This is a genomic window from Nitrospira sp. ND1 (genome assembly GCF_900170025.1).
Taxonomy (GTDB): Bacteria; Nitrospirota; Nitrospiria; order Nitrospirales; family Nitrospiraceae; genus Nitrospira_A.
This window is the reverse complement of the sequence record NZ_FWEX01000006.1, coordinates 1,900,032-1,923,101: the sequence shown is the minus strand read 5'-3', so window position 1 is coordinate 1,923,101 and position 23,070 is coordinate 1,900,032. Positions and strand designations below refer to the sequence as shown.

The following is a 23,070-nucleotide window of genomic DNA, read 5'->3' as shown; positions in this document are numbered from 1 at the left end:
TCGTATCCTTTGTCTGGCACAGAGATGGGCCCCGGGGCCCGAACCGGCGCGGGACTCTAAAATCGAGACCCCGTCAATGTCACGTCGGCCTGCGCCCATACGGCACGAAACCGCGTTTCTTCCTGGGTTGCATCCTTGTTCTGAGCCCGCAGGCTCTGCATCAGTCCGTGCAACGCCCATCCATTCTCGGGGTTGAGGCGCAAGTCTTCCCGGTACACGGCTTCAGCCTCGACCGGACGTTCCGCCAGCAGCAGAACCGCTCCCAGATTGTGGCGAACCGGCTGAACCCAGAACGGCGGCTCGCTGTAGGGCAACGACGCCTCCAACTGCAGCGCCTCGCGCAAGGCCTGAATTCCGGCCTCGTATTGCCCGCGCCGCGCGGCCATTTCCCCGACCAGGATCCGTTCGGCCACCTTCAACATCGTGCGACTGATCTTGCCTTCCGCCGTCTTGGCTCGAGCGAAGGGCTTCATCGCCTTCCGGAGATTCGACAATTCCCCCTCAGCGCTTCCGAATCGCGTCGTCGCGGCAAAGGCCAACCCGCGCGAAAAATGCCAGAGACCTGTGGTGAGCCGCAGACTCTTGGACGGCGGCGGGTGTCTGATCAGGTCGCCCCACTGGCCGAAGCGGGCCATGGTCAGCAGCACCGTCGGCGCATACCATTCCAGCGACGGCTCCTTGGCAATCTCGTCAGCCGGAACCTTCACCAGGAGATCCCGCGCGACTTGCAGGGCTTCCGCGCTTCGGCCTTCCATCATCAAGGAGGCATTCAGGAAATGGAGGTTGTGCGCATAGTATCCCGATGCGTAGTTGCCCTCAAGAGGGTGACGGGACAAATACTCATGATCCACCATCGCGGCGGTCGCATTACGCTCCGACGCCTCCCGATAACGCCCCAGCCGCATGTAGATATGCGCCGGCATATGCACCAGATGTCCGGCACCCGGCATCAGCGAGGGCAACCGCTTCGCACAGTCGAGCGCGCGCTGAGGGTCGGGCGAGGCTTCGACCGCATGAATGTAATAGTGACAGGCACCCGGATGATCAGGATGCTGCCGCAGTGCCGCTTCCAAGATCGCCACGATCTCCTCCGTCCCCGGTTGAGGCCGCCCATCCGCGCGCCAGTAGTCCCATGGCCGGAGCACCATCATGGCTTCAGCCGCCAGGGTTGCGGCATCGGCATCATCGGGAGCCTCCCCCGCAACCTGACGCATCGCTTTGGCATAGGCTTCGTCCTTCACCTTGCGGGTGACCGATTTTTTAGCCAAGTAGCGAGCGGCAAGGGCTTCCACGTAGGCTCGCTCCCTGGCGGTGGCCTGCGACAGACGCGCAGTGGCCTTCTGAACCGCCTCCACGGCACGGGGCTCTACCTTGGGATCCATGGCCGCGTTGATGTTCGGCCCCAGGCTCAACGCCACACCCCAATAGGGCATGGGCGCATCGGGATCGAGACGGGAGGCCTCGGTGAAGGCCGTAATCGCCTCCTCGTGATTGAAGGCATAGACCAGCCGGATCCCTTGATCGAAAAATTTTTGAGCGAGGTCGGACGTGGTAGTGATCTCGTGATGTAGGGTGCCGAGATTCTCGAACAGCGTGACTTCCGCCCGCGCGACTCCACCCGAACCAGGCAAAGCCAACCCCACGACCATCAAGCCGTGAACCAGCGCCCTCGCATATCCCCCCTTGACCATGGACCCCTCTCCTGCTCGTTTCTTCAGGTGTGAGACGAACAACGCCGTCATCCTGCGACGACTCCACCGCCCCACAGAACGGCACAAATTAGCAGTCCCGTCGAGAAGTTGCTAGCCCGCACTCCACATCACGCGGGACGGATGGATGCATGAAGTCTGTAGGAAGCGACAAGAGGCGCTCGACGGCCCATGAACCGCCAAAGCATGAAACGAATCTTAGGCGTTGAGGTAGGGAGCCTGGGATGCTTCGGTAGAAGCCTCCCGTCGGTCTCTCGAAGATTTCTTGTCACGGTCACGGTATGGAATCGCGCGTGACGGCACGAGGGAGAGCTCCAGCTCGGCAGGCTGCGCCAGCTCCATGTCCTTGCCCATGTACATCAAGACCTTCTGCTGGGAGGTCACCAGAGCCCGCAAATCTTGAAGCTGCGCCGTCAGCTCCTCGACCTGAGCCTGTTGCGTCGACACCTGTTCCCGCAACTGATCGACTTCTGCCTGGGTGGACCGGGTATGTTCGATCACCCACTCCTTGAGCTCACGAGCCTGCGCGGTCAACGCACGTTGCACAAAGCCCGCCCGGTCACGAAGCCGGAAGATCACGTCCCCGACCGAGCCTTCCCAGCGTCGAGCCGGAACCAGCCCGGTTTCAGCCTCGGCCGCCTGCTCGGCATGCCGGGCCACCGGCGCTCCCAACCACTTGGAGACGCGCTGTCCCAACGGTTGCACCGCTCGCTCCTCGGACCGGCCATACTGGCACCAATCCTCGAACCGTTCGGTCATATCCTCCAATTTCACGAAGACTTTGCTGATGGTCGCGCGCAACGGCGAAGGTGCAAACGGATTCACGCCGCCCTTCTCGGACTTGTCCGGAGCGAAGGTGAGGAGATGAATCGGTTTTTCGGCCAAACGCTGCTGCTTACGCTTCATAGGGACACCGGCATCTTATCGGTCGGTACTCGATCATTCATTACTCTTTCCAATAGTCCGAGTCAATGGCCGGAACAGGTTTTTTGCCGTCCGGATCCCCCGGATTCCCGTGACCTCGACCAGGCTTAGAATCGAGTGACGCTTGAAAAATTAAAGCCGTTGATCCGCATGGCAGGCACCAGGAACTTCCCGGTTTCCGACGTGACCGCTTCAACCGGGGCGGTGTAGGTTTCCACCTGGTTGAAGGCCCGCAGGGGGCTCTCGTGAAACCGGAAGTTCCGGACGGCCGACGTGATCTCCCCGTTTTCAATGAGGAAGGTGCCATCCCGCGTCATGCCGGTGAGTGTCAGGTCGGACGGATTAACGGGGCGGATGTACCAGAAATTCGTCACCAGGATGCCGCGCTGGGTCGTGCGGATGAGGTCGTCCACCCTTGTGCCGACAGGACGTTCACCGGATAAGTAGGGAGACTCCAGCGTCGTCAGTGGATCGATCCCATGTTCCTGCGCGGTAAACCGGTCGTGCAACAACTGGTTGAGCACCCCCGCCTCAATCCAACTGGATTCGATGACCGGGAGGCCCTCACTCGTAAATCCGTGGCCGAGAAGGTCGGCATGGGCCGGCTGATTGAACAGGGACAGTCGACGGTCGAGGATCCGGGTGTTCAGTTTTCTGCTGAACGGACTCGTCCCCTTGTAGAAGGATTTCGCATCCAACATCCAGATCATCCAGCTCAGCAGCCCGGCGACGGCCGCCGGCTCCAGGATGACCGTGTACCGGCCGGGCGGCAATTCCCGCGGTTCGTCCGCCCCTCGTTTGGCTTTGATGATGGCCGCCAGCGTGCGCTCCTGCACATGCAAACGATCGATGGATCGATGGGCCGCCGCCGACCAGCCGGTGGCCTCGCCGGCCTGCACCGTCAGACTGAACCGCGCCTCGGTGCGTTCCTCGTAGGCCCGCAATCCCGTGTCAGCCGCCAACCCCACGATGGCCGTGCTGGACGACACCGTTCCGGCCGCGTTCAGATTCTCCATCTTGCATTGGCCGATGGCCTCACGCGCATAGTCGAGCCGTCGTGCCGGTCCGGCTGCGCTCGTTTCGGGACGCGAGGTCGGCAGCGATAGATAGGTCTGTGGCCCGACGGGAGGAAGATATTCGGGATCTTCGGGAGAGATGCGGGCAATGCACTCGGCCTGCTTGAGGGTTTCCCGCACTGCGCCGGCGGTAAAATCCGTCGTGCTGGCCGTGCCATGTTGTCGCCCGAAGGCCACCGTAATCGACAGGGCGCCGCGCCGCTGATTCACATTCTGAATGACCTGATTGTTCGCGAAGCGAGTCGTGCCGCCATGGACATCGCGCAACGACAGATAGGTGTGGTCACCCGTCGAGTGACTCATCACCAGCTCAGCCAGGAACTCAAATTCCTGCCGGCCCGTCAACTTCGGCCATGATGGAGTGATCGACGACGTCATTCGTTGGCCTTCGCTTCTCCGGCAATGACATCCACCCGCCTGAACCGGGCATGGGAGGCGGCATGGGTCATCCAGCCCGATTGGCCCGGTTGGCCTTTGCCGCAGGTAATGAATCCATACCGGCGACGATGGCTGCGATCGGCGACGCCGTCGCATCGGCCCCAAAACTCAGGGGTAATGCCATGATAGATCACATCCCGCACCATGTGCGTGCGGCGACCGTTCTCAATCAGCCAGAACGCATCGCCCCCGAACTGAAAATTGTATCGTCGCTGATCGATACTATAGGAGCCGTGACCTTCGATGTAGATGCCCCGCTTCACATCGGCCAAGAGTTCATCGAGCGTCGCCGTGCCCGGCTCCAGCCCGATGTTCGCAATACGCACCATCGGCACGCTCCCCCAACTATCGGCCCGGTTCGATCCGCGTGAACGCTCCTCGTTGATACGCGGCGCCACCTCGCGGTTCGTGCAGTACCCGACGAAGAGTCCCTCCCGCACGATGTCCCACTTCTGGCAACTCACTCCATCGTCGTCGTACCCCGTCGCCGCCAACGTGTGCGGTTCAGTGTTGTCGGCCACCAGGTTCACGTGAGACGAACCATACCGGTAGGTGCCGCGTTTATCCGGTGTCAGAAAACTCGTACCGGCGTAATTCGCCTCGTAGCCGAGCGCGCGATCCAATTCACTGGGATGTCCACAGGACTCATGCATCGTCAACGACAGATGCTCCGGATCGAGCACCAGATCGTATCGCCCGGCCTCGATCACCGGCGCCCGCACCTTCTCCACAGCCTGCTCGGCGATGCGCGCGCCTTCGCTCGCAAAATCGGTGTCGCGGATCAACTCATACCCCATGCGTAAATGCGGGCTGTTGAACGAACGCGTGGCAAAACGTCCATCCTGAACCGCTGTGGCACTGCACTCACCCTGCACCGCCAGCAAGCTGAACTCAAGATGGGAGCCTTCGGTAGAGACAAAGAGTTTACGGTCACGTTGGGCCCAGAAACTGGCGTGGCTTCTGACGACGCCCTGGTGTCGCTGAATGACATCCATCGTGCTCAGCAGCAACGACGTTTGTTCTTCCAGAGGAACCGCGAAGGGATCCAGTCGACAGGGAGTGACGATACGATCGCGATGCACGGGCTCAGGCGCCAGATGTACCTTCGTGATGGCGAGCGAGGCCGATCCTTTGGCAATTTCTACGGCGAGGTCCGCCACACGTGGAATTTCTTCGAGGGAAATGACGGAGCTGGCCGCAAATCCCCAGGCGCCTCGATGCAGCACCCGAATGCCGAACCCACGATCGGTGCTCTCGCGTATGTGGGCAATGCGCCGGTCTTCACCGCTGATCGTCCGCGTCGTCGTATCGAGCAGACGAATATCCGCATACTCGACCCCGGCCGCGCGCACACGAGACAGCGCCAATTCGGCCAACTCGTCCCACAGCGGTCCACTCATAGCAGCATCTCTCGTTGCGGAAGGAAGCCCGGAAAGTCTTGCGTAGTATAACAAGATCGCGGGGGCCGATTCCTGCCTTTTCATCGACAGGCCGTTCACCTATGATGCTCGCCCTATGTTCTCCCCCGAACAGACACCGCGACGGCGAATCATCGAGCTGCTGACCGGCACATTGTTATCTTCCCATCAATTGGCTCAGCTCCTCGGCATGCCGGAACGCCAGGTGGAGGACCATTTGACGCACATCGTGAAAACCCTGTCTCGCGATCCCGCGCGGACATTCCTGCTTGAACCGTCGGAATGCCAGGATTGCACGTACGTCTTCCGCGATCGAACCAGACTCACCCGTCCCAGCCGCTGCCCGCGCTGCCGCAGCGAGGCCATTACATCCCCGCGATACGGCATCCGCGAGGAAGACCGCGCGTAATAGACATGACGGAACAGGACTGCCTTCTTGCAACCGCCGATGTCTTGAGCGAGACTACGCAGAGGCCTCATCTCGTGACGACATTGCGCGACATGTCAACCGAAAGGACCGCCGCATGAACAGAGTCGCTGCCTGGATCATCCCGAGTCTCCTCCTGGTCCTGCCCGCCTGCGGTCCCGACCAGGCTGCGCTGCTGCTGGAGACGGCCCAGTTCGAAGAACGCCAGACCAATCGAGCGCACGCAAAAGAACTCTACGAAGAAATCGTCCGTCAGTACCCAGACAGCCCCGTCGCGAAAACGGCGCGTGCACGACTGACTGAACTCACCGACAAACCGTAGCGGCAGCCATTTATCCCCTTGTGTAGCCGCAGGATGCGCAAAAAGTTCGTCCAGCAAGGCCGCAGCGATCAAAGAGGCGAATCGTACTCTTGTGGTACGGCGAGCCTCGACGAGAAGCGAGAACGCCGCTGGCGTAATTTCTCGGCATCCTGTTAACCCGGATTATTCATGCATGCCGTCGCGAGGCGTTCGAGACGGAAGCCCGCCGAGGCGGCTCGCACGTCAGGCCGACACAGGCGTACTGGCAGTCCGTCGAGGAGGCCGAACGAGAACAGCCTCGCCGGGCGAAGGGATCGGACACCGGAGTAGGTATTCATGAATAGTACGGGTTAAGACCGTCGCGGAAACCAGGGAAAGAACGCGTTGGTCGTTCGCTGATACTCCGCATATTCCTCACCACGGCTTGCCATGCTCTGCGCTTCCGTCCAGGGAATGCCGGTGACCTTCAGCAGCGCTACGCCCATGACCATGGGACCGATCAGCGTCAGGCCCCAGCCTCCCGTAGGAATCGCCAGCGCCATCCACACATAACTCCACCAGTGCAGCCATTCGAAAAAATAGTTGGGATGCCGTGAATAGCGCCACAGACCGATCCGGCACACACGACCGGTATTCCACGGCTTGCTGCGAAACGCAGCCAGCTGCCAATCGGCCACGGCCTCACCCGTGACCGCCGCAGCCCACCAGAGAAATCCAATCAGGTCCCAAAAATGAAACGGCGGATGGGGGTTCTGCATGACCACAAGCGGCGGGAGAGAAAAAAACGCGATGGCGGCAGCCTGGAGCTGGAAATACCAGAACATGCGCGAGGACTCGTGCGCGCCCCATTGATGGCGCAAAGCCCGATACCGCCCATCCTCCTGCTTGCGCCACACCCGGTCGATGAGCACGTGAGTGCCCAGGCGGACGGCATAGAGAAAGATCATCAACGCCACCAGCAAGCGCCTGGCCGGTTCTCCCGCGGCGGAGCCTGCGTACCACCACACCACCAGTGCCAACCCGTAACACCATCCCACATCGGCAATGGACGCGTTACGTCTGCGGCGTTCGACTAACCAGAGCAGGACCATCAAGGCTGCGGACGCAGCCCAGGCGGTGATGAGGAGGGACAGGGGATCTCTCGCTGTCATGCGATCAGCTACCGGACATGAACCGCAAGCGAACCGGATGCACCGCACAGAATCGGACAATTGTACTATGACGGCTTCCATCAAGACAGGGCCGCCGGAGTCGAATGGCATTCGGATTCAGAGGCAGGTATGATTCACCATCGGCACTGCGGCAAGCACTGTCACATCACACCGGAGGGACCGTTATGAACATGGGTTTCGTCAAAGTGCTGATCGTCGCGATAGCCTTCGCAGTTGCACTCCCGATGCAATCCGAGGCCGGCGAGAATGCTCCCCCGAAAGCGGCTCACCCTGCAAAGGGTAAGACGCTCTTCATCAAACACTGCGCCGGATGTCACGGAGTCCAAGGCAAAGGGGATGGATACAAACTACTGGGGCCCGATCCCGCAAATCTCACGGCACCGGCGACCAGAAAAAAATCCGACCGTGCCCTGCTGGCAACCATCCATGAGGGCAAACCGAACATGCCGTCCTGGAAAGGCCTTCTCTCCGAACGCGACATTCGAAACGTGCTGGCGTACATTCGCACCTTGCCTCACTGACCTACCGATCGCCCGAGGCTGAGCCGTCCCAGGGATCGTCGCCGACCGAGAAGTCACCATTGAGCCAGTGACGAAAACCGGGCAGGCGGAACGACAGCAGCGCCTGCATCTTGTCGCTTCGCATTGAGAGGTCCGGAGGACGCGGCGGGCCGTGATAGTCAGCGACTGACCCGGGTTGAATCCAGGGCCGGAGTTCCGGATAGCGCCTCGCCAGCAACTCACCGATTTCCCATCGAGACAACCGTTCGCTCCCCCCCAGGTGATAGAGGCCCGCCCGCGGCTGAGCCGCAAACTCCCAGAGAGCGCGCGCTAATGCTCCAGCCGGAATGGGGCAGCGAAACTCGTCTGTAAAGAGCGTCAGCTTCGCGCCTTTGGCCGCGGTTCGCAACATGTCTTCGACGAAACTCCGGTCACGGGTCGGCGACGTGCCTGCTGTCAGCGCGATACGAACGACCGAATGGGCTGGGTTTTCGAGCACCATTTGCTCCGCCTCTGCCTTCGTCTGCCCATACACGTTCAGGGGATTCACCGCATCCGTTTCGACATACCAGCCCTTCGCGCCGTCGAACACCTGATCGGTAGACAGAAAGATAAAGGGGATGTCGCGTGCCAGTCCGGCAAGCCGTTCCGTCGCCTCCACGTTGATACATCGGGCCTGCGCCGGGTCCTGCTCGCAGGCGCCGGTTCGGCTCAAGGCCGCACAGTGAATCACGAGGCTGGGGCGGCACTGGCGCCAGAGCTCCTGCACCTGCGCCGAATCGGTGAGGTCTGCCTCCGCCCTGGTGACTCCGCGCACCTCCCACTGCGGAGCCCAACGAGCGGCGGTCCTGACGAGATAGCCACCGATCAGGCCAGCAGCACCGGTAATCAAGACGGTCGGTTTCATGCGTGACTCCGGCCGAGCTGCCGGATCTCCGGCACTTCGATCACCCGACTACCGGACGGTGGCTGTTCGATCGCCCATGTCATCGCGATGAGCATCTCCTGAATTGTCACCAAACCTAACCGTAGAGCGGCGGCTCTCGTTCCCGGGAGCTGCTCCATCAGCCGATAGACCGGCTGCAGCGCCAACGGCCACCAATGACCCGGGCCGAGAATATACCAGGGCCTGAGGATCGTCGCGACCAACCCCGCGGCCGTGATCGCCGCTTCGCATTCGCTGCGCACGGCAATATAGTCCCGCATGATGGGAGCCGGATGCGCCACGCTGACATAGACCATATGTCGCACGCCCGCTTCGCGGGCTGTACGGATCGCTGCCATGGCCGAAGGCCCGTCAATGGCGCGGAACTGCGGGCCTTTCCAGGGTGCAGGTTTCGGCACACCCACCAATTGCACGAAGGTATCGGCACCCCGCACCTGCTCAACGAACGTCCCGCTCTCCAGCGGATTGCCGACGACGATCTGGCATCCGGTGGGAACCTTGCGGACTGATTCCGGCCGAGCCAGGGCGGTCACTTGATGACCCCGTTCAAGCAACAACGGAATGAGCCGCGCGCCGAGATAACCGGTTGCGCCGGTCACAAACACGCGCCGGGTTTTGACGGGCGTCGTCATGGATGCGTGAGAAGTGCGGGCCGAGCACTCATAAACCCGGCCCAACCGTCTGCTTGATGCATCTCCTCGCGGCCCTTCGCCACGAGCCGGGCCGCTGCGGTCGCGAGCGCCGCCTGATCTTCCGCCGACAGCCCGAGATTGGTCTTGATATGGGTCACGCGGTCGCCCAATGGATCGCTGTCCGGCAACTGGCGTAACGCAATGTGCCAGAAGCGGCAGGTCCCGCCGTGTCCGTTCATGCCCACCTGAAAGGTCCCGAACATCGACGCATCCTGCTGTGACACAGGAATCCCGGCCAGCTCCAGCACGTTGCGCCGATGGCCTCTGAGCAGAGCCGCAGCGGCGGAGAGCGGTTTGCGCTGCGCATTGAGCTGACGGCCCGTCGCATCGATAGAAACGACCAGACACCCGCGGGGGAACCGGTCGGCCATCGATTGCTCCGATAGCGCCTCGTTCACCACCTGCATCAGCGTCCGGATCCCGAGATTGTCTGCAGCCCCGCCGTCATAGGCCAGCAGCGGGGGCTGCCCGGATGGCGCGCCCTCTGCCTGCCCATAAGGAATGGCCAGCGGTTCCAACACACCGGGATACGCGGCGGACATATACGTCGCACGCGCAATGCTGAAGGGAGCGAGGGGCTGACCCAGCGCAGCGAACCGTTCGTCGGAAATGACGAGCGGGTCGCCGGTGAGGGCATCGGTGGCATTCAGCAGAAGAATCGGTTGCGACGGATTGAGATCGGCGAAGGTTGCACCCCGAAAAAGCCGGTCGTCCAGGACGCGAATGACCTGTTCGGCTGGAACCCGATCGGTCAAGGCATACCGGATCGCGTTCTGGGGAACGGTATACCAGGGGCCCAGGATGGCTCCCTGAAAATCGCGGCCCACCAACTCCACGAAACCGTTTTGAAAGCTGAAATCGCGGTAGCCCTCCAGCGCATAGGACGCCGCAGGCAGTGCCCCGCCGGATACCGCAGACAGCACATCGACCTGTTGGAGCACACCCAGCCGGTCGAGTTCTTTCATCACCGCCGCGCCGAAGACGGCTGCGCGGCTCCCTCCCCCGGAAAAGGCCAACCCGACGAACCGGCCATCCGCCAGTTCCTTCTCTCCCAAGTGCAGCGTGGCTCTCGTGTGAAGGGGGCGAAATTCGGGAGGCGATACCGGGGGAGGATCAATGGCCGTGCAGGAGGCGGAGGCCAGGGCAAGCACCGCCAACCAGCGGCTTAGGGTACGTCCCCGTAACATGCTCATGGATGAATCTACGGCCGAATGCGGAAAATGGATGTGCCTCTAGTAAGAAATCCTGGCTTTGGGGCGGACACCGTACGAGCATACAGCAGCCATGTGACTCTCAAAGACTCATAGACTCGCGCAGTGGCCGTCGCAGGCTGTTCAAAAAGGCTGTCCGGCAAGGCCACAGCCAGCGGAGAGGCGATGCGTACCCTCTGCGGTACGTGGAGTCTCTTCGCGCCGCGAGAACGCCGCCGGCAGCCATTTTTCAACAGCCTGCTAACTCCTGGTCAGTTTGCGATAGCGTATGCGATGCGGCTGGTCGGCTTCTTTGCCGAGCCGTTTCTTACGATCGGCTTCGTATTCGCTGTAGTTGCCCTCGTACCACACCACTTTGCTGTCGCCTTCGAACGCCATGATATGGGTGGCGACACGGTCTAAGAACCAGCGATCGTGACTGCTGATGACGGCGCAGCCGGCAAATCCCTCCAACCCCTCTTCCAACGCGCGCAACGTGTTCACATCCAGGTCGTTGGTCGGTTCGTCGAGGATGATGAGGTTGGCCCCTTCTTTCAACATGCGCGCGAGATGCACGCGGTTCCGCTCGCCGCCTGACAGATCCTTGACCTTCTTCTGCTGATCGGTGCCGGCGAAATTGAAGCGGGCACAGTAGCCGCGGGCATTCACTTCGGCCTTGCCCAGCATGATCGTGTCTTGTCCCTCGGAAATGATTTCGTACACCGTCTTGTTGGGATCGAGCGACCGATCCTGATCCACGTAACCGAGCTTGACCGTTTCGCCGATGCGAATGGTCCCCGTGTCCGGCTTCTCCTTGCCGATAATCATGCGGAACATGGTGGTCTTGCCCGCACCGTTGGGACCGACGACGCCGACGATGCCGCCCTTCGGCAGGCTGAACTCGACATTTTCATAGAGGACGTTGTCGCCGAAGGCCTTGCTGATGCCCTTGGCCTCAACCACCAGATCCCCGAGCCGAGGTCCCGGCGGAATATAGATTTCCAGATCGGCGGCCAGCTGATCCTGCTTCTGATTGACCAATTCCTCATACCGGTTGAGACGCGCCTTGCCCTTCGACTGCCGGGCCTTCGGCGACATGCGAATCCATTCCAACTCGTGTTCGAGCGTTTTCTTGCGCTTGGATTCGGCCTTCTCTTCCTTCTCTAACCGGTCCTGCTTCTGTTCGAGCCACGCCGTGTAGTTGCCTTGGAAGGGAATGCCGGAGCCGCGGTCGAGTTCCAGAATCCACCCCGCCACGTTGTCGAGGAAGTAGCGGTCGTGCGTCACCGCGATGACCGTGCCCTTGTACTGTTGCAGGTGCTGCTCCAGCCATTGCACGGATTCCGCATCGAGGTGATTGGTCGGCTCGTCGAGCAGCAGAATGTCCGGCTCCTGGATCATGAGGCGACAGAGGGCCACGCGGCGTTTTTCACCGCCGGACAACACACTGATCTTCTGATCGGCAGGCGGGCAGCGCAGCGCATCCATGGCGATTTCGAGTTCGCTTTCCAGCTCCCAGCCGTTCGCTGCCTCGATCTTTTCCTGCAGCTGCGCCTGCTTGTCGATGAGCTTTTCCATCTCATCGGGGCCGGCCTCGCCCATACTGTTGCTGACCGCTTCGTACTCGTGCAGCAGCGCCACCAGCTCCTTCTTCCCTTCCTCGACGACCTCTTTGACCGTCTTGTTGAGGTCGAGTTGCGGTTCCTGTTCGAGCAGTCCGACGCTGTAGCCCTTCGAGCGAGTGATCTCACCGACGTAGTTGGGATCGGTCCCGGCAATGATTTTGAGCAACGAGCTTTTTCCGGATCCGTTCAAACCCAGCACGCCGATCTTGGCGCCGTAGTAAAAGCCCAGGTAGATGTCGCGCAGGACCTGCTTCTTCGGCGGATAGACCTTGCCGACACCGACCAGAGAAAAAATCACCTGCTTATCGTTCGTCGCCATGCGTTCCCCTATCTGATGGTGTGGTACTGTGTTGAGAAGAATACGTTGCGCGGCCGCTTACAATGAGTGCACGAGTTCGGCCCCGGCCTTCGCCCGGGCGGCCATGTCGGCCAGGCCGGCCCTGACCTCTGCGGCTGTGCGGACCGGATTGGTGAACGCGACCCGTCCCCCCTGCATCCGCTCGGCGGTCTTGATGCGCAGATGAAAACCCAGACGATCCAGCGCGGTCATGGTCACCTGCTGCGCCTCCAGCTTGCCGTACACCCGGGCCAGGAGCAACAGCGTGGCTGTCTGCTGTTCATTCATTTCACGGATCAGCCCAGATGCCTGATCGGCTAGTGGATCCACCGCAGCGGCCGTATAGTCGGACGGAACGACCCAGCCCATCGAGCCAAACCCGCCGACGAAATAGATATCTGCGATCGCCATGCGAAAGAAGCCGAAGTCGTTGAAGTCCACCCAATAGGCGGCGTTAGCATGCCGGGCCAGGTAGCGTTCGCGAACCGGCGCACTCTCCTCCTTCGGCACACGCGTCACCGATCCCATCAACGTCACCCTGGCGGCACCCAGAGGATCGGTTCTACTTTCCGGCGGCGTCACCAGCAGACTGGCGCGTGGATCGCCCAGGAGGTTCTGCGTGTGCATCGCCATGGTGCTGATGAGAAACAACGGTTGCCCCTGGTCGTCGAGGCCATAGGGCATGACGGACCCGAAGGGCCAGCCTGGTTGTTTACGCGAGATGGTCGAAAGGCCGCCCGTCTGCTGTAGATAGACCAGAGTCTTTGCCCGCTCGGCATGGGACGGTTCAGGGACCTCAGGACCGTCGGAATCCGGCCCGCTATTGTGTTGCTGCGTTGATGACAAGGATGCCTCTTTTCTGTGCAATAAGCTGCACGACACCTTACCTGGATGCTTCCGGAATTTCCACTGAGCGCGGGGGGAACGGGACCGGCACAACGTCCGTCAGATGCCGAGATCTTCGGTGAGTCGCACTTCGGATTCATCGAGGATGTCTTCCAGGCAGGTGAAGCAGGTGAACGGGAACTGACTCACCGGAATCGCGCACACTTCGCCGACCGGCGATTCGTCCAGCGCCGGGCCACCGCACTCTTTATGGATCAAGACCAGCATAGGCGCCCCTCTATCGCGATCGGCTCACCAACTGCCTGAACGTCTCCAAATGGTCGGGGCTGCTCAGACGGTGATCACCGGTTTTGAATAAGACGTCGATGGGAAATTCAGGATCCTGTGACAGCAGGTGCTGCACGAAGGTCCAGCTGCCGTCGGGCTTGATCACTGTATCCTGCAGCCCGTGCAGAATGGTCGTCTTGACGCGACGCGGCATGGTGAGGCGACGGCTCCAGAGGGCCTGGCTGTCTTCGACCCAGTGCCAGGGGATCGGCGCCTCTCGATGCATGGGCTCGTCGTCCCATGGCATGGAGCCGGTGGCCTGCCACTGCTCACGCCGCTCATTGGAAATCTGAGCCGCGCGCAGATCCATCATATTGAACGCCGGGGCGATGAGAATCAATTCTTCCACCGCCGGTTGCTCCTGCGCAACCAGCCAGGCCAGCCATCCGCCGAGGGAGTTACCGACGATCGTCACCGGAGGCCCACCCGCCAACAGATTCGTGACCGCTTCGGCGTCTTCCAGCCATTGCAGCAGGCGATATTCACCCCACACACCGCCCGAGTCGCCCCACCCGCGAAAGTCAAAACAGCAGAATCCCCAGCCTCGCTCCTGACACCATTGCGCCAGCGCCTTGCTCTTATTGCCCCACCGTTTGGAGAGAAACCCGGTGATGAAGAGAAGCTGGCGGTCCTTGCCGACGACACGATCGCCACGGAGAGTTGTGCCGTCTGCGCCGGTGAGTGTAAACGGATCCATCCCGAGCCTATCTCACGGCCTTCAAGAGAAAACTGCCCAGCTTGCGCAACACCGGCTCCGGAATTTCATGGCCGCCCCGAAACGGCTGCCAATCGACCGACACACCGGCCTGCAGAAATTCATCCCGCAGCCGTTCAGCCATCGCGTAGGGCAGGATCGGGTCTTGCGTGCCATGGCTCTGAAACAGCGGCAGGCCTTTGCGTTTCGTCAGCAACGGCGCCCACTCCTGTTTTGCCACCAGGGTCCCGGAGAGCTGGATGAGTCCGGCATAGGACTGAGTGCTGTGGAGCAGTGCGTCACAGGACAGCATCGCCCCCTGTGAGAAGCCGCCTAACACCGTGCGCTCGGGATCGGCGCCGAGTTTCTTTTGTATCTCATCCAGCAGCACTTTCATATGCTCGCGCGCTTCGGTAAGCCCGCGCGGGATTTCGCCGGACATGTCCCGGACTTTGCCCGCCGCTCGATCGGCTTGGATACGGGCCATGTCGATCATCCACCAGGCGCGCGAATCGCCGAAGCCCATCGGAATTGAAATCGGCGCTTCAGGAAAGAGAAAGCGTGTCCCGGTGGGCGCATCGAGATATTCGCTCAGCGGCACGAGATCGTCGCCCGGCGCACCGAAACCATGGAGCAGCACCACCAGCGGGCCGTTGCCGCCGCCTTTCCCGTCGGTCCCGCCCGTCAGACGAACCGTGAGGCCGCCGAGTGTGTCCATACGCATCGACGTGCTTCTCCTATTCCGAGAGTTGCGTAGATATTCTCGCACCGCTATCGGCCGAATCAACAGCGATGCCCCTGCACCGGCGCCCGATCACCAGCGCCCAAGCAGACGTTCGCGACATGAACCGAGGATTACTGGCCAAGATACCAATATTGAAGGAAGGAAATCACCGCGAGGATGCTGGCACTAAATACCGGATTGAGAACCAATGGCGTGTAGGCCCCTTTCTGAACGTGCTCGATGTCCTCTAGTGCCAGGCGCAGCTGATCTGCACAAACCTTTTGTTGCGTCCCCATTCCTGTTACAGCAAGCAGGTGCTCACGAAAATATCCAATGGCAAGGTCACGAGCTTGTCTGGCTCTCGATCTTAGAATGATCGTACTACCGGCCGCCAGACCAGCATAGATGAGCCAAATCATAATCAGCGCGAGAGGAAAATCCCAATTGTCGAAAAGCCGATTCCGAGACAATATCATAAAGAACAAGGCGATGAAGGGGCAAAATACGAGTTTATGCACCGCGTGAGTTTGATCCGCAATGCACCTCACCATAATCAAACCTGGAAGATACCGACGATCTAACTCGAACCGGGAATGAAATTTAGCAAGCGTCTTATCCGGCCACCGTATGGATGTCGTCTTGAGTCGTGTTATGAAGCTCTGGCTCAGCAACACGGCATCGAACACAAACATGTTTAAGAAGACCATCGATAAAACTGCCGCCCACGTCACACCAGCCACTATTTTGCAGTTAGTAATTCCTCGGCAGGGGCTGGATGGCGGACCAGGCGATGCAATGACAGCCAAAATGATGAAAATGAGAAATAGATAAATTACGAGTAAGCTCAGAGATCGGACGACTCGGTTTCTATAGAGAGCGGCCCGTGAGTAATCGTGCCATATTCGAGCGATGCTCGCACTACCATCGGTTGGTTGCGGTACCGACTTAATCCAAATTATGGACCTAAGAAGCACCCATACCTGTTCACGTAGGCTGCCTTTGGGTCTATAGGAAGGGAGCGCAAATTCTTCTTTCAATTCACTCTGACTGGATCGAAGCGCATAGTAGGCTCTGACCAAACATCCAAGACACCATGCAATCACGAGAGAGCGGATGATGATGCTTGGCCAGGTGCTCACCCCGTCGGAAATGCTGAACGGCTCACCCTCCCATCTATCCTCCAGAATCACCCGTATCAGCCGATCCACTCCTCCCACGACCGTGAAAGCTCCGACACTGGCTATTATTGTCAGCGCAACGACCCTCCAATGCCATTTGACTCTTTCAGCGACATCGCCCTTCGCCCAATTCCACATTTTCCCAGGCAGTTGAGTGAACACGACAAGACTCACTAGCACCGCCACCAGGAGCCAGAACACAGTGTGACGGAATCGAAGGCGATAATCCGCGTTCAAAAATTTCCACCAGGGTCTCATCCCCAGAGGAAACAGTTCACGCGGGGGCTGAATCATTTCTATTTCTCCCACCCGCGACGGGACGGCTCCTCGGTCAGCAGAGAGGTCGACTGGACCATGGCGCCCGACCTCGAATAGTCGTGGACAAAGCAGCGCGGAGAACGGTTTCGGACTCAAATCGATTTCGTATCGGTCAAATAGTAACTCCATACTCTCAAAACCAGTTTCCGGACACACCATTGTCGATGGTGTCGACGACCGCACAGACCTGATGTGGCCCAAGGCTCGAAGCATCGTAAAAAAACCTGAGGTCTGATAACTGTTCCGGAAAGGGGGGATATCATGCTGGATTCCACTATGGAGATTCAGACCAAAGGGTGACGCGACAACGAGGTTGCGCGCCCACTTTGATTCACGCTCCTGAAAAAACCGCGCATCCAAATCAGTTGTAAAAAAAATCGCGTTGGGAAATTCTTCTCGAACAGCCCTCAGAATGAGCAAGGTGTCATACACGTCGCTGCCGAGCACCCCGATCGCCTTCGGCGGCTTCCCAATGGACCCGCTGGCCTCGTCAGCATCCTGCTTCATTCTTGCAACTAACCTGCGCAGATAATCCAGCTGGCTCTCCCCATCCGGGCGTTCGAGGCCTTCAAACGTCTTATCTTGATGCTTCTTGTCATTCGAGTTCGATCGGCCGCTTTTTTTATCGTTCTCTGCCTCCCCGCTTTTCTTACTGGCTCCTGGTGTCAGGCCATCGAGGCCGCGGAGATAGGAATAGCGGGAGATCCTCATCTCAAGCGCATCCCAACGTTCTGGGTGTTCTATCTGGGAACGAATGGCCCGAGAGATAGATTGGCACTCCCTAAACCGTTTATAGAGGACAGCGTCACGCCGATTCCTTTCTGCCCCCTCGTCCATACTCTCGACTTTATTTAGTTCATCGGTAATATTCTCACTAGCAACCACACAAGCTGCCGCTCTGAAAACAATTGGAAGCGCTCGGCCATAGAACGTGTCCCATTCTCCGATAAGTGCAATGGGATCTTCGCCTATTTTGACCTGTCGCCTTCCAAGTTCTCCCACCAAGGCGAGAGACATCTCTTCATCGCCCTCGACGGTATGCTCGAGGACAACACCTGCATTAGCCAGTTGGGCGGCCAAATTTTTCCTGCACGATTGACCCCCTTCGCACCTATGGGTATTGGCTTGCCCATTCGAATCAATCCCTTGCAAAAGAAGTTCAGGAGAGGCTGTGGCCCAAGGTGAATAAAGGGCGATCTTGAACGACGTAGGGCCCTCAAGAGATCCTATGTTCGGCCACCATTTAGGCGCAGCCTGATCTCGTGCGTTCTGTAGCATAACCCTGAGCATGCTGGAGCTAGGTGGGCCGATAATCTTAAACTCGAGCTTGGCCATACACTCTACAGAATGCCGCCCTCCACAGACATCGGCCCAATACTGGCTCGCAAGCAACCCTGAAATTTCATTCAGTCTATTCAACGGCCTCTCTCCCAGACTGTCATCCGTCGCCCAGACTAGGAGAACCCGATCGTAGTGCTGCTTGTGATCCTTGTCCTGATGACATTGTCTAGTCTTTCTCGCCTTATACCACTCGAACGGAACGAGGCTCTGCCCAACCTCGAAGTACCCGATGTGCTCTTCGTCGGCCGGCACAAGGCACGCCACACCGAGAGCGGAGAGTGCTGCATAGCGGTCGCGCAACCGCTTCTCATGGTTCTCGGCATATGGACTTCCCTCGGTAATGATGATGAGAACCCCGATATGCACCCCGGGGTCTTCCCTGCTCTCAAAATGAATACTGGAGAAACTGTGGTTGTGGCGTGGCTGTTCGGTACGGTCGCTTTGCTGATGAGATTCTGCCGCCTCTATTGGATCCTGCCAGAGTCGCGCTTGAATCAGTTCCGCTTCCCGGCCTATGGCTGGTTCAACCTCAGGGCGTGAGCTGAGAAGAGGCTCACGCACCAGCCAGAGCGTAGCTAAGGCCATGGCCAGTCCGACGACTGTTGTGATGGGAATTTTTGATTCTTCCCGATCCCCTGCCATAAGAGCCCCTCACATCCCTGTGGCTGGACTCATGGATGTAGCACCCACTGGTCGATCCAGCAAAAGCTATGCCTGCATCTAAGCTCCGCTGAACCACAACTCTCCAGGGCTAGAGGATGAACTAATAAAGGATTACTGGTGCGCGCGATGCTCAGCCAGCGATGAGGGAAAGAGTATCTTCCTCGATACGAGATGTATCTATTCAGATAAGTACAAGAGGCTAGGTCTTTGCTCGATGACGTGGTGATGCTACGACGAGCAGCTGACGCTGAGGTGTTTACCCCAGTTCGGGGGCGCGGCGGCGTAGGAATTCATGCCGGGTTGCTCAGTATAGGGCTGTTGCAGCAGCGCCAGTAACCGTTCAACCTCGGAATAGTCTTTCTGCTGAGCCTTCTCGATGGCCCCTTGGGCGAGATAGTTGCGCAGGACGTATTTGGGATTCACCCGATCCATACGAATCCGTCGCTCTTCGTCGCGACTCTGCTCGCTCTGCAGCCGTTCGCGATACTGAACGGCCCAGGTATCGAACCGCTCCGGATTCAGGAAATGTTCCCGCAGCCGTTCGTTCTTCGCGCCCGCGTCGGATGAAAACATGCTCAATTCACGCCAGAAGATCGTGTAATCGACCCGGCTGCCGACCATGAGCGATTTCAGTTCTTGCAGCAGGGCCTCATCTTCCGCGCGGTCCTCCACCAACCCCAATTTGGCACGCATGTGGTTGTGATAGTGCCGATCCACGCTGGTCTGGTAACCATCGAGCGCGGCTTTCAGCTCTTCCTTGGGCGCAAACGGCAGCAGGGTTTGCGCCAGGCAACTCAGGTTCCAGAGTCCGATGTAGGGCTGCTGGTTGAAGGCATAGCGCCCGTTATAGTCCGAGTGGTTGCAGATGAAGCCGGGGTCGTAGTCATCCATGAAACCGTATGGGCCATAGTCCAGCGTGAGGCCCAGGATCGACATATTGTCGGTATTGAGCACGCCATGCGACCAGCCGACCGCTTGCCAGTGCGCGATCAGTTTCGCCGTGCGCTGGACCACCTCGGCAAAAAAACGGGTATACTTGTCGACTGCCTGCGCAAGTTCAGGGAAATGCATCTCGATGGTGTAATCGGCCAGCCGCTGCAGATGCTCGTGCTGCTTCCGGTAGTAGAAAATTTCGAACGTGCCGAAGCGCACATGCGACGGCGCCATCCGGACGATCGTCGCCCCGGTTTCGATCTGTTCGCGATAGACCTTGTCGTCGCTGCCGACCAGGCACAGCGCACGCGTCGTCGGGATGCCGAGTCCATGCATCGCCTCGCAACAGAGATATTCACGGATGGCTGAACGGAGCACCGAACGCCCATCCCCGTCGCGCGAGAAGGGCGTCATGCCCGCGCCTTTGAGGTGCAGATCCCAGCGTTCCCCGCGGCCGTTCGTCACTTCCCCCAGAAGGATCGCCCGGCCATCGCCGAGTTGCGGCACATAGACACCGAACTGATGGCCGGAGTAGAGCATGGCCAGCGGTTCCATGCCGGGAATCAGCAGGCTCCCGCCGAACACCCCGGCGAACTCCGGTCGCGCCGCTTCCGCCGGGTCGAGATCGAGCAACTCCATCGCGGCCCGGTTCGCGCTGATGAGAAACGGCGCGGCCGAGAACGGCGTCGGGCTCACCTTGGCGTAGAAGACCTCCGGCAGACGCGCGTAACTGTTATCGAACGTGAGGGTTTCGAGACTATGGACTGTCATCCTGCTTCGTGATCCTGAGGGTTACCGGAAATTGGCTTCGATGTCCGATTCCAACGTGAAGACAAAAATGCGCTCCCCGACCACGGTGTCGATGTCGGTAAACAGCGCCGTCACTTTCGCACCGATCAGATCCATCACTTGTTCGCAGAGCCGTTCCCGACCTTGCGCGATGAGGTTCTGCCGAAGTCGTTTCACCATATCGATACCTTCGGCCGTTTTGGCCAGCTGGCGTTCTGCGGGTGTCAGCACCCCCTTCAACCGCACGACAAGCATGTCCCGCACAATGAAGACGCGAACCTCATCCGGGCCGCGGCCCAGAAATTCCTGCTCGAACTTGATGATGGCCGTCCGGACAGCGGCTTCCTTCTCTCCCTTGCTCGCCACAGGCAATAGATCCTTCTGAATGGTTGATCGAGACAACGCGCGGCCGATTATAGTCACCGCCATGTGCAGACTCCAACCCCCTTCAACCGCTGTCGGCAAACGGTCCGGCACGACGCCGGCGACCAGGCCCATCGGTCTTGCCAGCAAGCCCTGCGGCGCCGACTTTTTACTTGCAATTACAAAGGCGCGCGGCTACATCTACCGTAGTTTTCCGGTGGTGCCGCCGAGAGGCCGTGAATCGCGCGTGGCCCGGACCCACCACATGGATGTGATGAGACAGGCAGTAGGGTCTTGCCGGTGTTTCCCTTCAGGGAAAAGCCGGGGACAGTGCAGGCCAGTCGTTGGTTCCTTGTTTCAAGGACCGTCGGCTGGCCTTTTTCTTTTCATGAGTGCCATGGGGTCGGCATGTCGTTTCTCGCGCTCGTCCCGCTGTTGCCGTTGTTGACGGCCTTCATCGTGATGACCGGCGACCGTGCGGAGCAGGACCAGAATGCCAGAGCCGGGCTGCTCCCCGTCGCGGCGGCATTTCTCGGGTCCCTCATCGCCCTGGTTGCGGTCACCTCCGGAGATCCGGTCACCATCCAGTTCTACGATACGGCCTCCGTCGCCAATCTTGCCTTCCCCATCGGGTTCTATATCGACCGGCTCAGCGCGGTCATGATGGTTCTCATCACCGGCGTGACCATGCTCATCTACCGCTATTCCATGGGTTACATGTATCAGGATCGCGGATATCGCCGGTATCTCGGGATGCTCGGTATCACGACCGCGGTGCTCCTCTGCATGGTGTCCAGCGCCAACCTGGTCATGTTATTTGTCTTCTGGCAGATCCTCTCGTGGCTGCTGTTTCTGCTTGCACACAACCACGGGCATGCCGCCACACTGTCCGGCGCGACGAACACGTTTACGATGTTGCGGCTCAGCGATGCGGCGTTTCTGGCCGGTATCGTCCTGGCCTATTCGCTGTACGGCACATTCGAGTTCCAGACATTGTTTGCCCGCGCCGCGGACACGCCCGTCACCCTGTCCCTTTGGCCGGACCTCGGCTGGGAGATGAACGGCGCGACGGCGGTGACCCTACTGATTTTCGTCGGCGCCATGGGCAAGTCGGCACAATTTCCGATCCACACCTGGCTGCCGCGCTCCCTCTACGCGCCGACGCCCATCCACGCACTGCTGCACGCGGGCATCATCAACGCCGGGGGATTCCTGCTGAATCGTCTGGCCCCGCTCTACGGTCTGAGCCCGACCACCCTGCATGTGGTGTTCGTCATCGGCATGCTCACGGCGATTCTGGGAGCCACCATGATGTTGACGCAGAACGACATCAAGAAGACGCTCGGCTTTTCGACGATCGGCCAGATGGGCTATATGATCATGGAATGCGGGCTGGGCGCGTTTTCCCTCGCCGTGTTCCATCTGATCGCCCACGGTCTGTTCAAGGGCACGGTGTTCCTGAATTGCGGGAATGTGATCCACAAGGCTCGCCAGGAACCCTCGTTTCCGCCAATCGACCGCGAGGCGGAGGAAAGCGAATTCTCCAATCTCACCTGGTCCACCGGATTCCTGACGACGCTGCTCTTGCCGCTCGTGATCCTGCTCGTCACGCACGGTGTCTTGCGCATTCCGCTGATCGATTCACAAGGCACGGTGATTTTCCTGTTCTTCATCTGGGTTACCTCCTCGCAGGCGATTCTCTCCCTGACACGTATTCGCGCCGTAGCCTCCTGGAAGGTGTCCGCCGCCATGCTGGTCACGCTCGTCATCGTCGTCTTCACATACCTCTTTGCGGTGGAGAGCTTTACGCATTTTCTGTATCCGAATCCGGAGGTGGTGGCGTCGTATTTCAAGGCCGCGGCGCTGCCGGGCCGGCTCTTCGACAGTCTGGTGGTCGGCACGACAGTGCTGACGATCCTCAGCTGGGTCTATCTCTATGCGCATGCGCATGGGCGCACGGTCAAAATTCCCGGTTGGATCGACGTCTTCCTCGTCCGTCTCTATGTCCTGTTCATGAACCGCCTCTACCTGGATCAGCTGTATCTCAAGTTCGGCCGGATCGTGACGCTCGTCGCCCATCACCTGGAAAAGCGGCTGTCGTGACCATGCAACGCAGCCACACGAACAACGGCGCGGCCC

At 59.7% G+C, this 23,070-nt stretch carries 20 protein-coding genes; 4 read left to right on the top strand and 16 right to left on the bottom strand.

Annotated features, from left to right (window positions below; translation table 11 throughout):
• Positions 1–56: 56 nt before the first annotated feature.
• From NSND_RS13745 to NSND_RS13730, 4 genes are all read right to left on the bottom strand, one after another.
• Positions 57–1,691, bottom strand: a complete 1,635-nt coding sequence (locus tag NSND_RS13745; protein ID WP_080880886.1) for a tetratricopeptide repeat protein — start codon at positions 1,689–1,691, stop codon at positions 57–59.
• A gap of 216 nt (positions 1,692–1,907) precedes the next feature.
• Positions 1,908–2,615: a hypothetical protein gene (locus NSND_RS13740; RefSeq protein ID WP_080879542.1), complete on the bottom strand. Its 708-nt coding sequence runs from the start codon at positions 2,613–2,615 to the stop codon at positions 1,908–1,910.
• Positions 2,616–2,740: 125 nt separating this feature from the next.
• Entirely contained in the window at positions 2,741–4,087 is a 1,347-nt protein-coding gene (locus NSND_RS13735; protein WP_159450785.1) for a TldD/PmbA family protein, read from the bottom strand.
• On the bottom strand, positions 4,084–5,547 hold the full coding sequence (locus NSND_RS13730; RefSeq protein ID WP_159450784.1) for a TldD/PmbA family protein: 1,464 nt from the start codon (positions 5,545–5,547) through the stop codon (positions 4,084–4,086). The genes NSND_RS13735 and NSND_RS13730 overlap by 4 nt, the downstream gene beginning before the upstream one ends.
• A 115-nt stretch (positions 5,548–5,662) precedes the next feature.
• On the opposite strand from NSND_RS13730, the gene NSND_RS13725 reads away from it, so the two are divergent.
• Both NSND_RS13725 and NSND_RS13720 read left to right on the top strand, forming a co-directional pair.
• Positions 5,663–5,974 carry a transcriptional regulator gene (locus tag NSND_RS13725; protein WP_080879540.1) on the top strand — a complete coding sequence of 104 codons (312 nt, stop codon included), beginning with the start codon at positions 5,663–5,665 and terminating at the stop codon, positions 5,972–5,974.
• 115 nt (positions 5,975–6,089) lie between these two features.
• Positions 6,090–6,314: a tetratricopeptide repeat protein gene (locus tag NSND_RS13720; RefSeq protein ID WP_080879539.1), complete on the top strand. Its 225-nt coding sequence runs from the start codon at positions 6,090–6,092 to the stop codon at positions 6,312–6,314.
• A 329-nt stretch (positions 6,315–6,643) separates the two neighbouring features.
• Here NSND_RS13720 and NSND_RS13715 read toward each other — a convergent pair whose 3' ends face one another.
• Positions 6,644–7,444, bottom strand: coding sequence for a DUF1295 domain-containing protein (locus NSND_RS13715; RefSeq protein ID WP_080879538.1), 801 nt, complete (start codon positions 7,442–7,444; stop codon positions 6,644–6,646).
• A 185-nt stretch (positions 7,445–7,629) separates the two neighbouring features.
• Between NSND_RS13715 and NSND_RS13710 the strand changes: the two genes are divergently transcribed.
• Entirely contained in the window at positions 7,630–7,986 is a 357-nt protein-coding gene (locus NSND_RS13710) for a c-type cytochrome (protein ID WP_159450783.1), read from the top strand.
• 1 nt (position 7,987) lies between these two features.
• Here the strand turns inward: NSND_RS13710 and NSND_RS13705 are convergent, their stop codons facing one another.
• The 11 genes from NSND_RS13705 to NSND_RS13660 form a co-directional block, all read right to left on the bottom strand.
• A complete protein-coding gene (locus NSND_RS13705; protein WP_080879536.1) occupies positions 7,988–8,872 on the bottom strand; it encodes an SDR family oxidoreductase in 885 nt (294 codons plus the stop codon).
• Positions 8,869–9,543 (bottom strand): SDR family oxidoreductase, encoded by a 675-nt coding sequence (locus NSND_RS13700; RefSeq protein WP_080879535.1) that lies wholly within the window; start codon positions 9,541–9,543, stop codon positions 8,869–8,871. Before NSND_RS13700 ends, NSND_RS13705 begins: the two co-directional genes overlap by 4 nt.
• Positions 9,540–10,796, bottom strand: a complete 1,257-nt coding sequence (locus tag NSND_RS13695; RefSeq protein ID WP_080879534.1) for a patatin-like phospholipase family protein — start codon at positions 10,794–10,796, stop codon at positions 9,540–9,542. Before NSND_RS13695 ends, NSND_RS13700 begins: the two co-directional genes overlap by 4 nt.
• 258 nt (positions 10,797–11,054) lie before the next feature.
• Positions 11,055–12,737, bottom strand: coding sequence for an energy-dependent translational throttle protein EttA (ettA, locus tag NSND_RS13690; protein ID WP_080879533.1), 1,683 nt, complete (start codon positions 12,735–12,737; stop codon positions 11,055–11,057).
• Positions 12,738–12,794: 57 nt separating this feature from the next.
• Positions 12,795–13,601, bottom strand: a complete 807-nt coding sequence (locus NSND_RS13685; RefSeq protein WP_080879532.1) for a HugZ family pyridoxamine 5'-phosphate oxidase — start codon at positions 13,599–13,601, stop codon at positions 12,795–12,797.
• A gap of 99 nt (positions 13,602–13,700) precedes the next feature.
• Complete coding sequence (locus NSND_RS21310; RefSeq protein WP_013250860.1) at positions 13,701–13,868, bottom strand: hypothetical protein; 168 nt, start codon at positions 13,866–13,868, stop codon at positions 13,701–13,703.
• A 10-nt stretch (positions 13,869–13,878) separates the two neighbouring features.
• A complete protein-coding gene (locus NSND_RS13680; protein ID WP_080879531.1) occupies positions 13,879–14,625 on the bottom strand; it encodes an alpha/beta hydrolase in 747 nt (248 codons plus the stop codon).
• Between the two features lie 7 nt (positions 14,626–14,632).
• Positions 14,633–15,346 (bottom strand): alpha/beta hydrolase, encoded by a 714-nt coding sequence (locus NSND_RS13675; RefSeq protein WP_080879530.1) that lies wholly within the window; start codon positions 15,344–15,346, stop codon positions 14,633–14,635.
• Between the two features lie 131 nt (positions 15,347–15,477).
• The gene (locus NSND_RS13670; protein WP_080879529.1) at positions 15,478–18,825 is read right to left on the bottom strand and encodes a hypothetical protein; all 3,348 of its coding nucleotides are present in this window, start codon (positions 18,823–18,825) and stop codon (positions 15,478–15,480) included.
• A 249-nt stretch (positions 18,826–19,074) separates the two neighbouring features.
• On the bottom strand, positions 19,075–20,550 hold the full coding sequence (locus NSND_RS13665; protein ID WP_080879528.1) for a protein adenylyltransferase SelO: 1,476 nt from the start codon (positions 20,548–20,550) through the stop codon (positions 19,075–19,077).
• 21 nt (positions 20,551–20,571) lie between these two features.
• Entirely contained in the window at positions 20,572–20,997 is a 426-nt protein-coding gene (locus tag NSND_RS13660) for a Na-translocating system protein MpsC family protein (RefSeq protein ID WP_080880884.1), read from the bottom strand.
• Between the two features lie 342 nt (positions 20,998–21,339).
• Here NSND_RS13660 and NSND_RS13655 point away from each other — a divergent pair, with 342 nt between their 5' ends.
• On the top strand, positions 21,340–23,034 hold the full coding sequence (locus NSND_RS13655) for an NADH-quinone oxidoreductase subunit 5 family protein (protein WP_080879527.1): 1,695 nt from the start codon (positions 21,340–21,342) through the stop codon (positions 23,032–23,034).
• Positions 23,035–23,070: the final 36 nt, after the last annotated feature.